This window comes from Synergistota bacterium (genome assembly GCA_021159885.1).
In the GTDB taxonomy this organism is placed as follows: Bacteria; Synergistota; GBS-1; order GBS-1; family GBS-1; genus AUK310.
In genome coordinates this window covers 1-13,233 of the sequence record JAGHDO010000074.1, presented here as the reverse complement: position 1 = coordinate 13,233, position 13,233 = coordinate 1, and the positions used below count along the sequence as shown (strand labels likewise).

At 42.1% G+C, this 13,233-nt stretch carries 16 protein-coding genes; 11 read left to right on the top strand and 5 right to left on the bottom strand.

What is annotated here, in order from left to right:
* The gene (locus tag J7M13_07570; GenBank protein ID MCD6363835.1) at positions 1–2,124 is read right to left on the bottom strand and encodes a PBP1A family penicillin-binding protein; all 2,124 of its coding nucleotides are present in this window, start codon (positions 2,122–2,124) and stop codon (positions 1–3) included.
* 95 nt (positions 2,125–2,219) lie between these two features.
* Here J7M13_07570 and J7M13_07565 point away from each other — a divergent pair, with 95 nt between their 5' ends.
* A complete protein-coding gene (locus J7M13_07565; GenBank protein MCD6363834.1) occupies positions 2,220–2,972 on the top strand; it encodes a hypothetical protein in 753 nt (250 codons plus the stop codon).
* 24 nt (positions 2,973–2,996) lie between these two features.
* Positions 2,997–4,328, top strand: coding sequence for a glutamine synthetase (locus tag J7M13_07560; protein ID MCD6363833.1), 1,332 nt, complete (start codon positions 2,997–2,999; stop codon positions 4,326–4,328).
* 13 nt (positions 4,329–4,341) lie between these two features.
* On the opposite strand, the gene J7M13_07555 is transcribed toward J7M13_07560, so the two are convergent.
* Genes J7M13_07555 through J7M13_07540 form a run of 4 tightly spaced genes read right to left on the bottom strand, consistent with a single transcriptional unit; the run spans position 4,342 to position 8,011 of the window.
* Positions 4,342–4,728: a RidA family protein gene (locus J7M13_07555; protein ID MCD6363832.1), complete on the bottom strand. Its 387-nt coding sequence runs from the start codon at positions 4,726–4,728 to the stop codon at positions 4,342–4,344.
* 15 nt (positions 4,729–4,743) lie between these two features.
* Positions 4,744–5,952 carry a threonine ammonia-lyase gene (locus J7M13_07550; GenBank protein ID MCD6363831.1) on the bottom strand — a complete coding sequence of 403 codons (1,209 nt, stop codon included), beginning with the start codon at positions 5,950–5,952 and terminating at the stop codon, positions 4,744–4,746.
* A gap of 18 nt (positions 5,953–5,970) precedes the next feature.
* A complete protein-coding gene (locus tag J7M13_07545) occupies positions 5,971–6,852 on the bottom strand; it encodes a DMT family transporter (GenBank protein MCD6363830.1) in 882 nt (293 codons plus the stop codon).
* On the bottom strand, positions 6,845–8,011 hold the full coding sequence (locus J7M13_07540; protein ID MCD6363829.1) for an aminotransferase class I/II-fold pyridoxal phosphate-dependent enzyme: 1,167 nt from the start codon (positions 8,009–8,011) through the stop codon (positions 6,845–6,847). Before J7M13_07540 ends, J7M13_07545 begins: the two co-directional genes overlap by 8 nt.
* A 199-nt stretch (positions 8,012–8,210) precedes the next feature.
* Between J7M13_07540 and J7M13_07535 the strand changes: the two genes are divergently transcribed.
* From J7M13_07535 to J7M13_07495, 9 genes are all read left to right on the top strand, one after another.
* Positions 8,211–8,714 carry an HDIG domain-containing protein gene (locus J7M13_07535; GenBank protein ID MCD6363828.1) on the top strand — a complete coding sequence of 168 codons (504 nt, stop codon included), beginning with the start codon at positions 8,211–8,213 and terminating at the stop codon, positions 8,712–8,714.
* A complete protein-coding gene (locus tag J7M13_07530) occupies positions 8,711–9,523 on the top strand; it encodes an MBL fold metallo-hydrolase (protein MCD6363827.1) in 813 nt (270 codons plus the stop codon). Before J7M13_07535 ends, J7M13_07530 begins: the two co-directional genes overlap by 4 nt.
* Positions 9,524–9,556: 33 nt before the next feature.
* A complete protein-coding gene (locus tag J7M13_07525; protein ID MCD6363826.1) occupies positions 9,557–10,492 on the top strand; it encodes a TAXI family TRAP transporter solute-binding subunit in 936 nt (311 codons plus the stop codon).
* Positions 10,446–10,913 (top strand): DUF1850 domain-containing protein, encoded by a 468-nt coding sequence (locus J7M13_07520; protein ID MCD6363825.1) that lies wholly within the window; start codon positions 10,446–10,448, stop codon positions 10,911–10,913. Before J7M13_07525 ends, J7M13_07520 begins: the two co-directional genes overlap by 47 nt.
* Before the next feature lie 23 nt (positions 10,914–10,936).
* Positions 10,937–11,182 (top strand): Veg family protein, encoded by a 246-nt coding sequence (locus tag J7M13_07515; protein ID MCD6363824.1) that lies wholly within the window; start codon positions 10,937–10,939, stop codon positions 11,180–11,182.
* Positions 11,155–12,024, top strand: coding sequence for a 4-(cytidine 5'-diphospho)-2-C-methyl-D-erythritol kinase (ispE, locus tag J7M13_07510; protein ID MCD6363823.1), 870 nt, complete (start codon positions 11,155–11,157; stop codon positions 12,022–12,024). The genes J7M13_07515 and ispE overlap by 28 nt, the downstream gene beginning before the upstream one ends.
* A gap of 4 nt (positions 12,025–12,028) precedes the next feature.
* The gene (locus J7M13_07505; protein ID MCD6363822.1) at positions 12,029–12,562 is read left to right on the top strand and encodes a phospholipase D family protein; all 534 of its coding nucleotides are present in this window, start codon (positions 12,029–12,031) and stop codon (positions 12,560–12,562) included.
* Entirely contained in the window at positions 12,525–13,136 is a 612-nt protein-coding gene (locus J7M13_07500) for a DUF501 domain-containing protein (protein ID MCD6363821.1), read from the top strand. Before J7M13_07505 ends, J7M13_07500 begins: the two co-directional genes overlap by 38 nt.
* A partial coding sequence (locus J7M13_07495; GenBank protein MCD6363820.1) for a bL21 family ribosomal protein occupies positions 13,093–13,233 on the top strand: 141 nt, incomplete at its 3' end. The genes J7M13_07500 and J7M13_07495, both read left to right, overlap by 44 nt.

Genomic DNA, 13,233 nt, shown 5'->3' with positions numbered 1-13,233 from the left:
TTATTTTTTGATACCATACTTTTTTAGAAGTTCCTCAAACTTTCGCTGTATCTCTTCCATCTCCTTTTCATTTAGCTTTTCTTCCTTTTCCGGTGGAGGAGAGGGCTTCTGAACTGGCGGGACATAGATTGGCTCTTCCCTTTGAATTTCTTCCCTTTGGGAGCCGTGGATGTCGCAGAACTCCGTTGGCTCAGTTCCTTTTATAAAGGCTTCCTCTATAGTTTTAGGGCAAGCAGGTGTCGGCAATTTACCAGATTGGGCGCAAACTTTTACAAAAACGATGTCATCTGGTATTGGAAAATCACGGGGAGGGACGTTCTTAAGGGCTTTCTGCATAAAGCTTTTCCAAATAGGGGCAGCGAGTCTTCCTCCCGTAGCTCCCTTTTTACCCAGAGGGGTATGATCATCATTTCCAAGATAGACTGCTGCAACCAGATCAGGTGTAAATCCTATAAACCACGCATCGCTGAAGTTATTAGTAGTGCCAGTTTTTCCAGCGCAGGGTCTATTTAATCTTGCTCTTACGCCCGTTCCTCTGCGGACCACATGTCTCATCATGTCTATCATGAGATAGGCTATGTCGCTTCTGAGAACTTTTTCCTTCGAGGGAAGGTTCTTTTCGAGAAGCTTACCATCTTGATCTCTTACTTCGAGAATGGCTATAGGTTTGATTTTATATCCCTCGTTTGCAATACAAGCGTAGGCTGCTGCCATTTCAAGAGGTGTTACATCTGCTGACCCCAAAGCGATCGAAAGGTCGTTAGGAAGGGGGCTCTCAATTCCCATTTTTCTCGCGCACTCTATAATTTTTCTGGGCTTTACTTCTTGTGCTACCTTAACTGCCACAATATTGTAGGAATGCTCAAATGCTTCTCTTATCGTTACCCAACCGTGGTATTTGCCATCATAGTTCCTTGGTTTCCATCCGTTGGGGAACTCTATAGGAGAGTCTTCAACGAGGGTGCTCTCTGTAAAGCCAGTTTCAAATGCTGCTGTGTAGACGAAAGCTTTAAAGGCAGACCCCGGCTGTCTATGAGCTTGCACTGCTCTATTGAACTGGCTCTTTCTGAAGCTTTTCCCACCCACCATCGCCTTTATGTATCCTGTGTTTGGATCAACTGCTATGAGAGCTCCCTCAGATGGAGCTTTGGAAAAGGCTTCCTCAGCGTGTTTCTGTAAGTCGAGATCAAGAGTGGTATATACCTTGAGTCCTCCTCTGTAAACCTGCTTTGCGCCATACTTCTTCAAGAGTTTTTTCAAAACATACGCTACGAAGTATGGAGCTTTCCACTCTCGTATCTCCTTGATCCCTCGGAATATCAAGGGTTCCTTTAAAGCCTTTTCAGCTTCTTCGTGTGTTATGTAGCCGAGCTTTTCCATTCTCCTTATAACGTATCTTTGCCGTGTTAATGCCCTTTTAAGGTTTTTATAGGGAGAGTATTTTTCCGGTGCCTTTATTAAAGCGGCTATGAGTGCAGACTCAGCAAGATTTAGCTCCCAAACATTTTTATCAAAATAGGTTTTTGCCGCTGCTTGAACCCCGTAAGCTCCATGTCCCAAGTAGATCTCGTTAAGATAGAGTTCTAGTATCTTATCTTTGCTATATCTATTTTCGATTTGAAGCGCGAGCATCATCTCTTTTATTTTTCTCCTCATGGTTTTACTGGGAGTTAAAAAGAGATTTTTAGCAAGCTGCTGAGTTATGGTGCTTCCCCCCTCAACTATTCTTCTACTTTTAAGGTTTGCCCAAGCAGCTCTTATAATCCCCTTGATGTTTATACCGTGATGGTAATAGAAGTCGCTATCTTCAGCAGCTAATACGGCGTATATCAAATATTTAGGTATTTTGTTTAAAGGAACCCATATTCTATTTTCCTCAAAGAGGTTTGCGATGACTCTACCTTTGCAGTCGTATATTTGTGTTGTAAAGCTTGGCTCGTGCTTTTCAAGTATTGAGATGTCAGGAAGAGTTCTATACCAAGAATATACGATTCCCCCTATTATTCCGAGGACTATTCCGGTAGATATTAGAAAAGCAAATAGTATTATTCTAAGAAGACTTCTCTGAGAGTTTTTTTCGTTCCTATCTTTTTTACTTTCGTTTTTTTCCCCTTCTTTTTTCATCTGTTACCACCGTTTTTAGATTATACCACAGTCTTTTGACCTCGAGAGTTAAGAGGGGTATAATTCTCTATCGTGGAGGTGAGAGAGAAGAGGCCATGAGATTTTTAGGAGGGGTCTTTCTGTGCTTTCTTACTTTTTTGCTTTTCTTCCAGTCTATAGCATTTTCGGGTGTTTCCCTCATTACAGTGGGAGCATCCTCTCCTCTTGTGGCTGATCTCATTAAGAATGTGGGAGGTAGAAGAATTAAGGTGGAACTTTTTCCCAAGTGGAGAGAGATAAAAGTTGCTTTTTGGCTTGGTAAAGAACTTGAGCCAGAGGTTTATAGATATATAATCTCAAGGGATCGAAGGTTCCCTGAGGAGCATCTTTTAGGCTATATTCCTCGAATAGATGATAACCCGTATGAGATATTCGATGCCTTGGCTGTAGAGAATTTCATATACAGAGTTTCTAGGATGCTAAAAAAGCTTGATCCGGAAGGAGAAAGCTATTATCAGAGAAATCTCGCAAGATACACAGTTGCTATTGAGGGAACCTTTAAGGATGGACGATGGACTATGGCAAGACATAAGGGAAAAATGGTGTATACTCTCTCCCCCCATTTCTCATATTTATTAAAGGAAATAGGTTTGAAAGAAGTGAGAGTTTCCTTAGATAAAATCGAGTCTTTAAAAGGTGTTCTAATCGATAATCCAGATAATCCATGTGATGTATCTCTGCCTAAGGGATTAACGCTCGTTAAGTTGCTCATTAGATTGACGCCAAAGGTTTCGAGCTACCTTGATCTTCTTAAGGAAAACTTCCTTTCTCTGGGATTCGCTTTATCGCAGAGGAGGGATAATAAGTAATAAAAAAACGGGAGGTGCTTCTTTGTGAATAGGGATGAGCTAATAGAAGCTGTTCTAAAGAGGGTTAGGGATGAGAAAATAAGATTTATTGAGATATGGTTCACCGACATACTTGGCTTTCTTAAGGGATTCACTATAACTGAGGAGGAACTTGAAAGAGCGTTTACAGAGGGAATGGGATTTGATGGTTCTTCCATTAAGGGCTTTACGAGAATTGACGAAAGTGATATGCTTGCCCTCCCTGATCCCTCAACTTTTGCCAAGCTACCCTGGAGTCCTGAGGAGAATGGAACTGCGAGAATGTTTGCGGATATTCTCACACCGGATATGAAGCCTTTCGAAGGTGATCCAAGGTATGTGCTTAAGAGGAACTTGGAAAGAGCCGGGAAGATGGGCTTTGAGTTCTTCGTTGGACCCGAACTTGAGTATTTCTATTTTAAAAACAACAAGGATACGAATGTTCTGGATTATGGGGGATACTTTGACATGATACCCAGGGATGAAGCTATAGAGTTGAGAAAGCAAACTGTTGTTGCCCTTGAGGCAATGGGTATAGAGGTTGAGTATGCTCATCATGAGGTAGCCCCTTCCCAGCATGAGATAGACCTTCGATACAAGGATGCCTTAACAATGGCAGACCATGTTATGACCTACAGATTTGTCGTTAAGGAGATAGCCTATAGAAATGGGCTTTACGCCACCTTCATGCCTAAGCCCATATTTGGAGTTAACGGCTCGGGAATGCACACTCATATGTCGTTGTTCAAGGATGGCAAAAACGCCTTCTTTTCAACAACGGGATTATATAACCTTTCAGATACCGCCTTGAGCTTTATAGCAGGGCTTTTAAAGTATTCCCGCGAGATCACTGCAATAACCTGTCAGTGGGTGAACTCGTATAAGAGGTTGGTTCCTGGATATGAGGCTCCGGTTTACATAACATGGGCTCAGAAAAACAGGTCTGATCTTATAAGAGTTCCTCGCTACAAGCCTGGAAAAGAGGAAGCAACGAGAATAGAGTATCGTTCTCCGGATCCTGCCTGTAATCCCTATCTTGCCTTTTCTGTTATGCTTGCTGCTGGATTGGCTGGTATAAAAGAGGGACTTACTCCGCCTGATCCTGTGGAGGAAAACGTTTATGAGATGACGGAAGAGGAAAGAAAAGCACGCGGTATAAGAACTCTCCCCGGTAGTCTTTACGAAGCCATAACGCTTGCGGAAAACAGTGCTCTCGTCAGGGAGGCTCTCGGCGAGCACGTATTTAGAGAGTTTATAGCTAATAAAAAGATGGAATGGAATAGCTATCGCATACGCGTTACGAGCTACGAGCTTGAGAGGTATCTTCCGGTACTTTAAATCTTAAAAGGTCTCACTTTTCTCTAATATAGGCTATAGCATCTATCCCTATAAGTGCTTCCTTTGGTAGAGAGCTTACTTCTACTGTTGTGCGGGCGGGAGGATCTTCGTTGAAGAACTCAGCATAGGCTTCGTTAAACGCCTTGAAATCCTCTAAGTTAGCGAGAAAGCACGTGGTTTTCACAATATCACTCATCTTCCCGCCTGCCGCTTCAACTATAGCTTTTATGTTTTCCAGAACCCTCCTTGTCTGATCCTTTATATCTCCTTCGATAAGTCTACCGCTTGAAGGATCTATAGCTATTTGCTCGGAAACGAAAAGGAAATCTCCACAAGCTATTGCTTGGCTATAAGGCCCTATAGCTTGAGGAGCTAAGTTTGTTGAAATTCTTCTTCTCACTCTTTAACCCTCCTTTCACCACTCGAGCTTTATTTTATATCCGTTATCTTTAAGGCTTTTTAATATCTTTCTTATGTGCTCCTCTCCAGATGTCTCTATCGTTACACTTACTTCTGCTTCAGCAGGTCTAACTCTCAAGTTTATCCTGTCGTGGCTTATAGATATCACATTACCGCGCTCTCTTGCTACTATGTTGAGTAAACCTGCCAGAGCCCCAGGTCTATCAGGTAGGGTGGTGGAGAACTTAAGGAGTCTCCCTGTTTTTATTAAACCTCTCTCTATAAGACGTGCCATCATATTCACATCTATGTTTCCTCCGCTTATTACTATGAGTGTTTTAGCTCCCTTCAAAGGGATTTTCCCGCTGATGGCTGCTGCCACACCTACTGCTCCCGCAGCTTCAGCGATAAGCTTAGCCCTCTCTATAAGGAAGAGGATTGCAGAGGCTATTTCCTCGTCGGATACGAGCACTATATCATCCACGTATTTTTGAATAATGTTGAAGGTGATTTCCCCAGGTTTTCTAACTGCTATTCCATCTGCTATGGTATTAACGCGTTCTATTTTTATCGGTTTTCCCTCTTTGATGGAGAGATACATGGAAGCTGCTCCTTCGGCTTGGACTCCTATTACTCTCGTGTTTGGTTTGGATTCCTTTATAGCTAAACTTATACCTGAAATTAATCCTCCACCGCCGATAGGTGCTATTACAAGGTCGAGGTCATCCAAGCTCTCTATAATTTCCAAGGCTATGGTTCCCTGCCCCGCTATAATATCTGGATCATCGAAAGCGTGGATGAAGGTTAAATGTCGCTCCTTGGATATTTCGATAGCTTTGGTATAAGATGAGTCGAAATCTTCTCCCCAGAGGACGACTTCAGCTCCATAACTTTTCGTTGCAGAAATCTTTGATATCGGAGCGGTTTCTGGCATAACTATTACCGATGGTAATCTGCTCTTAGAGGCTGCATAAGCTACACCTTGAGCATGATTTCCTGCCGAAGCTGCTATTACACCGTTCTTAATCCCCTTTTCTTTGAGCTTTAACACCTTGTTAAATGCTCCTCTAACCTTATAGGAACCCGTTTTCTGAAGGTTTTCTAACTTGAGATAGATATCGCATCCCGAAAGGAGACTGAGCGTTTTAGAAGAATCTATAGGGGTTTTATGTACGAATTTCCCTATACGTTCCCGTGCTTCCTTAACATCTTTGAGCGAAATCAATAGGTTTTTCACCCCCTTTTATATCGAGGCCAGAAGCCCACCGGCTATGATAAGTCCGCTGCCAAGACCGCTTCTTAGGGTTATTTTTTCGTGATAGAAGAGGGCAGCGAGAAGGGTCGTTAAAAGTGGGCTTGTTCCCGTTATTATTCCTATCTGGGAGACTGGAGCTAACTGCAAAGCTCTAACAAAGGTAAGATAGCTGACTCCTATTCCCACAGTACCAGCCATTCCTAAGATAAACCAATTCTTTGGTTTTTTCAAGGCAGGTGAGAGCTTTCTAAACTTGAAGCCCATAGATACGAGGGTGATTATCAGGAGTATGCCTACTCTCCAGGTCATGAAAGATACTGGACTAAAATAATCTGAAATAATCTTTATAAGAGCGAGTGATAATCCCCATGATAAGGAAACGCCTAACGATAATATATAACCTTTTATAGCCATGTCTTTGGGATTTCCTGTGGGGCTCTCCTCGTCATATAGAAGATAGACACCCAAAACTATTATTAATCCTGCTATTAAGAACTTAAAGCTCATCTTCTCGTTTAGAAATATCGAGGCAAATAGCATGGTCGTCAGGGGATAGGAGGAGCTTATTACGGTGCATCTTCCAACGCCTATAAGCTTTATACCGCTGAAAAACAAACTATCACCTATAAATAGCCCGAATAAGAGGGAAACACAGAATAATCCCCATACCCAAAAAGGAACTTGTACTATTATAAGTTTCCAGGAGTTCATGATGAGATTAACGATTATCACGGAAGCGAAAGCTCCCACAGTTCTGACGAAGTTTATCTCAACTGAGGATAGATTCTCTCCTCCCCAGCGATAGAGTATAGGAGAAGCTCCCCAAAAGGCCGCAGTAGCAAATCCTAAGATTACGCCTTCGCTAAACATCTTTAAGGGCTCTATCTATGTCTTCCTTGAGATCTTCGACATTTTCGATTCCAACGGATAGTCTTATAAGCGTTTCAGTTATTCCAAGTCGTTCCTTTTCCTCCTTCGAGAGATTTCGATGGGAGGTAAAGGCGGGACGCGTGGCTATGGATTCAACCGATCCTAAACTTGGTGCTTTTCTTATAAGCTTAAGCGAGTCCATAAAGTATGCTGCTCCATCTGCATTTGTATCTATGTCAAAGGCTATCATTCCCCCAAAGCCTCTCATCTGAGCTTTGGCTATCTCATAATCGGGATGGGACTCAAGCCCTGGGTAGAATACCTTTCTTATTTTCGGGTGTTTCTCCAACCATTTGGCTAATTTCATGGCGCTTTCATTTTGCTTCTCCACTCTCAGGGCTAAGGTCTTGATCCCTCTTAAAATGAGATAGGCATCGAAAGGACTCATAAGATTGCCAAATAATCTCCTTATAACCCATATCTTGGATATATCTTCTCTGCTCCCAACGACTATTCCTCCCATGGTATCGTTATGCCCACCTAAGTATTTCGTAGCACTGTGAACTATTACATCGGCTCCAAAAAGGCGAGGTTTCTGGTTTATGGGCGTTGCAAACGTGTTGTCGACTACCACCTTTATACCCTTCGCCTTAGCTTTCATCGTTATGTTTTTGATATCTATCACTCTAAGAGTGGGGTTAGTGGGACTTTCAAGATATAGAAGGTCTAACCCTTCATCAATTCTTCTATCTATTTCATCTCTTTCCTCTATGGAGTGCACATATATTTCAACTCCGCATCTCGGGAGGAACTCTCTGACAAAACTCAGTGTATCGCCGTAAACTTCCTTTATTATAAGCATTTTTCCACCTTCGCTTAGGAAAGCAAAAAGGGTAGCTGTTATGCCTCCCATACCAGATGAGAAGCATAACCCATCTTCGCATCTTTCCATCTGTGCCATTTTCTTCTCGAGGGCTCTAACGGTAGGGTTGCTCCACCTGCCATATCTGTAGCCGGTTTCCTTCCTCCAGATTATGTTTAGTTCTTCTTCCTCTTTTAGGAACTCATATACCGCAGATGGATAAATAGGCATGACTATAGGTTTTCCTTTTTCAAATTCTTCAATAATTGAAAGTATGGATTCAGTTTCTAAAAGCAATCTTTGCACCTCCTTTTCTGAACTTTAGCTTTTGGATGATTATAACCTTTGCCTTTAGGGATGTAAAGCTTCTACTTGTGAGCTTGACAAAAGGAATTTATCAACCTATTATATACTATAAAGGGGGGATTTAAAAGTGGGTAAAATATCAAGAGAGGATGCGCTTAAGCTCATAGAAAAGTATGTTCGTGATGCTAATATGAAAAAGCACCTTTTGGCGACGGAAGCTGTTATGAGGGCACTTGCCGAAAAGCTTGGTGAGGATAAGGAGAAATGGGCTTTAACGGGATTGCTTCATGATATCGATTACCTCGAAACTAAGAACAACTTTAGCAGGCACGGTTATAGAACCGTTGAGATAATAAAGAAGGAGGGTTATGATCTTCCAGATGATATGGCGAGAGCCATTATAGCTCACGCTGGTCATCCCGAAGCGATGCCAGAAACCCTTCTTGAAAAGGCTCTATATGCGGTAGATCCCCTAACGGGGCTTATCGTTGCGTCGGCGTTAATACACCCTACGAAAAAGTTGGCATCCATTGATGTGAAGTTTGTCATGAAGAGATTTAAGGAAAAGAGGTTTGCAGCTGGGGCTGACAGGAATCAGATAAAAAGCTGTCAGGATTTTGGTGTAGAGCTTGAAGACTTTATAGAGCTTGGATTAAGTGCTATGCAAGCTATCTCGGAGGAATTAGGGCTGTGAGGGTGGAATTGACTTTTCTTATTGAAAACAGGGTAAGTAAGTCTCCATATGGTGTAGTGGGAAGGCATGGATTATCTGTGTTCCTTGAAGTGGAGGACGGGTTTAATATCCTTTATGATGTTGGACCAAGCTTTGATGCTCTTCTACACAATGCTTATCTCTTGAAAAAAGATATTAGAAAAATAAACACGATAGTTATATCTCATGGTCATTATGATCATGCGAATGATCTTATTCAAATCTTACGGTTTATAGGGGAAAAGGAGTTCCCTATCGTTATACATCCTCTCGCTTTTGATAGGAAAGCTTCCATAAGGATGAACTCAACGGAGAACGACCTTAGTGATATGGGGGTTCAGTTAATTAAGAAAGATTCCCCCTTTATGATTAGAGAGGGAATCTGGTTTTCCGGAACTATTCCAAGGTTAGAAGGCAATCCGATACATCCGGTTAGGGATGATAAGGGTATGGTTATAGATAGCGTTCCGGATGATACTTCCCTGTACATAGAAGGTAAAGAGGGACTTATAGTTCTTTCAGGGTGTGGTCATAGTGGAGTCATAAATATCATCGAGCATGGCAAGAAGGTATTGGGCGTTGAAAAAGTTCATGCGCTTATTGGAGGATTTCATGGTTTAGGACAGCCCGAGGAGAGTATAAGAAAGACGGTAGATTATCTATCACGTGAGGAAATAGACGTTCTCGCTCCATGTCATTGCTCTGGATCTCTCATATACAGGCTATTTGAGTTTAAAGGGTTTGTTGACGCTAAGGTGGGAACCCATCTTAGCTTTGAACTTAAGATTTAAGGAGGCGATTTTGTTTTCCGCAAAAAGTGTTTAATTTTCTTGATTGCTTTCTTCTTAATAGGAGGAATTTCGGGGCAAGCACTGGCGGGGAAAATCTATATGTCGATAGTAACGGGAAGTACGGGGGGAACATATTATCCTATAGGCGAGGCGATCGCTAATCTCGTTAATAAATATGTTTCTGAGGTGACGATAATAGTTGAAACGGGAAATGCATCCGTAGCTAACTGTAATCTAATAGGCAGGCATGAGACGGAGATGGCTTTCGCTCAAAATGATGTAGCTAATTGGGCATACGAGGGTAAATATCTATTTAAAAAGCCTATAACGAATATAAGAGCTATTGCTTCTCTTTATCCGGAGATGATACACCTTGTGGCTCTAAAAAGCTCCCAAATAGAAGCCATTTATGATCTTAAAGGTAAGAGGGTTGCAGTCGGAAAACCTGGTAGTGGAACTGAAATAGATGTGAGATTGATCCTCAAAGAAGCGGGGCTTTCATACAAAGATATGGTGGTTAGCTATGTGGGTAGTGGGACTGCAGCTCAGAGAATGAAAGATGGCCAAATAGATGCCTTTTTTTATACGGTGGGTTGTCCAGCGCGCGCCATAATCGATGTTGCTACTGCGAGGGATGTGGTTATAGTTCCCTTTAGTGATGAGTTTATAAGAAGAGTAAGGAAAAAATATCCATGGTTTACTAAAAGCGTTATACCAGCGGGGACTTACAGAAATCAGCGGATGGATGTCCCTACTCTTTCGGTTATGGCTATGTGGATAGCGGATTCAAGGGTGCCCGCGGATCTCATTTATAAGGTTGTAAGGGGAGCTTTTGATCACATAAGCGAAATTTATAACGTTCATTCGAAAGCCAAGCTTATAACCCTCGATAGTGCTCTTGATGGGGTGAGCGTACCCCTTCATGAGGGAGCTAAGAAATACTATCGGCAGAAAGGAATGGTTAAGTAGAAAGGCGCTACTGTATCTTCTAATAATTGTAATACCCTTCCTTTCTCTCTCCGCGGGAAAAAAAAGGGTACTTATCCCGTTAAGTGATGGAGAAAAGGTTTTTTATTCTTATATTCACTCTTATGCGTTGTTTCCCGTTGAGGATTGCTGGGTATTTAAAGGGGGAAAATTTTACCTTTTTAGCGAAAGTGTTCTTACAGGGGGAGCGGGAAATCCATCTGGAGATGAAGGTAAATATGTTCTTGATAGAAAAGGGCGTATGATCTTTTATGATATTTGGCGAGAGCTTCCAGATCCCGTTTACATCAGAGTGAGTGGTAGATATAAAAATGCTATATCGGTTAAAGGGAAGGTGTATAACCTTCCCGGGATTTTTGGAGATGGGGTAATAAGGGTTAGCTTGATTTACATGGGGTGGTAGGTAGAAGGCAGGTGGTGAGAGAGGTGCAAAAATCTCTCAATGACATAAGAAAGATAATAGAAGCTCATCTTGGGGAGGAGGTGAAGGTAAGGGCTAATAAAGGAAGGAGACGAGTTGAGGAAAGATATGGAATAATAAAAGAAACATACCCCTGCCTCTTTACCGTTAAAGTTATCGGTGTTGGGCATATCGTTTCCTATAGTTATGCTGAGCTTCTGACAAAGGAGGTAGAGGTCGAGCTCTGTTCCACGCGCCAGAAACTGCTATAAAAGAGAAGGCATTTGCTAAGATAAACCTTGGATTATGGGTACTTGGAAGAAGAAAAGATGGTTATCATGAGATAGTCACTTTTATGCATGAGATATCTTTAAGCGATGACATAGTCCTCTGGATGTCTAAGGAAAGCGATGTAATCGTTGTTGGGGAATCAATTAAGGATGAAAATATCGTTAAGCGGGCGATTTCGATTTTAAATCAGAGCTTGGGCATAGAAGGTGGGGTTAAAGTTCTGCTGAAGAAGAGGATACCTTTGTCCGCAGGGTTGGGAGGCGGAAGCTCAGATGCAGCTGCTGTTATAAGAGGAGTTCTTAAGCTTTATAATGTTGCGCTTAAAGAGAGAGATATTTTAATGTTAGCTTCGCGGGTTGGTAGCGATGTCCCCTTTTTTATAAAAGGAGGCTTTTCTCTCGTTATGGGGCGTGGGGAGAGGATAGAGAGGTTGTCTTTTTCACTGAATACGGATGTGCGGGTTATTCTTGCAGTTCCATGGTATGGTTTAAAAACGGCAGATGTATATTCGTGGTTTAAGCCTCCTTATTCAGAAATGCCAGATATAGGGCTGATACTTTCTGCCTTTAAAGAAGGGAATTGGAGTCTGTTAAAGCGAATTTTAAGAAATGATCTTGAAAAAGTGGTTTTTTCGCGCTATCCGGATCTTGCGGAAGTTAAGAATATTTTTGAAAAGAAAGGAGCACTCTTTTCGTCGATGTCAGGTAGCGGTTCAACCGTTTTTGGAATCTTCGAGGGAAAGAGCGAGAGGCCTGATCTGATAAAAACTCTGCATAGTAGAGGATATAAAGTTATTTTGACCTCCTTCAGGGAGGCGAGTTAAACTTATGAAGATAAAGAGAGCTTTCCTTATAGTGGTTATCCTTTCCCTGTTATTTTGTGGAGCAGCTAATTCCTTAGTCATAGAGGTTTATTTTAGCCCTAATGGTGGATGTGCGGATAGGATAGTAAGTCTGTTGGATTCCGCTAAGAGTTTTATAGATGTAGCGATGTTTTCCTTTACGAGTCGCGAGCTCGCGAGAGCCCTCATCAGAGCGCATGAGAGGGGAGTGAGGGTTAGAGTTCTCCTAGATAGGCATCAGGCAGAGGAGAGGTTTTCAAAGGGAAGATACCTCGCAAAGAGAGGTATCTTCGTTGTTTATGATAGAATGCCAGGTTTAATGCATAACAAGTTTTGTGTGATCGATAGCAAAATAGTTATAACGGGAAGTTATAACTGGACTGCAAGTGCTGAAAAAAGGAATCAAGAGAACCTGGTTATAATACATGATTCGAAAATAGCCAGGATTTTTGAAAGGAGAATGGAGTACCTGCTCAAGCTTAATGTGCCGTGGTGGAAAAGATTACTTCAAGGATCTTGAAATAGTCAGGTATCAGCTTAAAAGGAAAATAAGCGGTTTCTTAGGCGTTGCTAAAAGATGTAGGTGGGGATATCCACAGGTTATAAAATGCTTTCCAATGCTCGGTGGAAAGCCTTTTCCTACGCTTTACTGGTTGACATGCCCTTTTCTAAGGGAAGGCATTAGTGTGCTTGAGAGCCTCGGTAAAATAGAAGATTTTCATAATCTTGTGCTTTCAGATCTTGAGCTAAGGAGAGCTCTCAAGCTGGCGCACAAGCGATATGCTGAGGAAAGATTTTCCTTGTTAGGGAAAGGAATAAAACGCTATTTGAGTGAAAAATGGCCCTCATATATTCAGGTGATAAGGGAAAGTGGAATAGGTGGGGTAGGCAAGCCAAATGGCATAAAGTGTCTGCATGCACATTTTGCTTATTGGCTTGCGGGAGGAGAAACGCCGATAGGGAAACTTGTTGAAAAATGCTTGGGAAACCTTGAATGCCTTGACAGCCCGAAATGTGCTATGATAGAATTCCGCTTGCAGTCTCGGTATAATGGTAAAGGGGGTAAGGGGAGAGATGGTTTACGCTATCATTGAGATGGGCGGGAAACAATACGCGGTTGAAAGAGGTAGCATAGTCGAGATTGAAAAAGTCGATGTTCCGGAGGGGGAGACGTTAAAGATTGATAAGGTT

Coding starts and splice junctions, on each gene's coding strand:
- J7M13_07570 (MCD6363835.1), bottom strand. CDS start 2,124: ATGAAAAAAGAAGGGGAAAAAAACGAAAGTAAAAAAGATAGGAACGAA.
- J7M13_07565 (MCD6363834.1), top strand. CDS start 2,220: ATGAGATTTTTAGGAGGGGTCTTTCTGTGCTTTCTTACTTTTTTGCTT.
- J7M13_07545 (MCD6363830.1), bottom strand. CDS start 6,852: ATGTTTAGCGAAGGCGTAATCTTAGGATTTGCTACTGCGGCCTTTTGG.
- J7M13_07535 (MCD6363828.1), top strand. CDS start 8,211: ATGAAAAAGCACCTTTTGGCGACGGAAGCTGTTATGAGGGCACTTGCC.
- J7M13_07520 (MCD6363825.1), top strand. CDS start 10,446: ATGAGGGAGCTAAGAAATACTATCGGCAGAAAGGAATGGTTAAGTAGA.
- J7M13_07505 (MCD6363822.1), top strand. CDS start 12,029: ATGAAGATAAAGAGAGCTTTCCTTATAGTGGTTATCCTTTCCCTGTTA.
- J7M13_07500 (MCD6363821.1), top strand. CDS start 12,525: ATGTGCCGTGGTGGAAAAGATTACTTCAAGGATCTTGAAATAGTCAGG.